This is a genomic window from Parendozoicomonas verongulae (assembly GCF_009711465.1).
In the GTDB taxonomy this organism is placed as follows: Bacteria; Pseudomonadota; Gammaproteobacteria; order Pseudomonadales; family Endozoicomonadaceae; genus Sansalvadorimonas; species Sansalvadorimonas verongulae.
The window spans coordinates 1-247 of sequence record NZ_SMME01000432.1 but is presented as its reverse complement, the minus strand read 5'-3'; the positions used below and the strand labels follow the sequence as shown (position 1 = coordinate 247).

The window sequence follows — 247 nt, the reverse complement described above, 5'->3', positions numbered from 1 at the left end:
CTCCTTGTGGGCATAGTTGTTTTTGTCCTGCACGAGATCAGCGACACGCTTCTCCCTATCCAGAGCAATCAACTCGGACAACAGCTCTACTGCGTTACCGCGAGGGTCAAAGTTGGTGTTGTTGGCGTTGTCGATATCCTGCTGAGGAATCTCGTCATCAAGGCCGAAGTCCTGAACGAACGCGGACTTTTCAGTACCGCCGAATTCCACAACGTTGGGACGGCCCTTACGGCCCACCAGCGTTTCA

The 247-nt window shown here is 53.8% G+C and carries 1 protein-coding gene; it reads right to left on the bottom strand.

Annotation, left to right across the window (positions count from 1 at the left end; translation table 11 throughout):
- The coding region (locus E1189_RS26385) for a hypothetical protein (RefSeq protein ID WP_230459894.1) at positions 1-247 on the bottom strand (247 nt) is incomplete at both ends.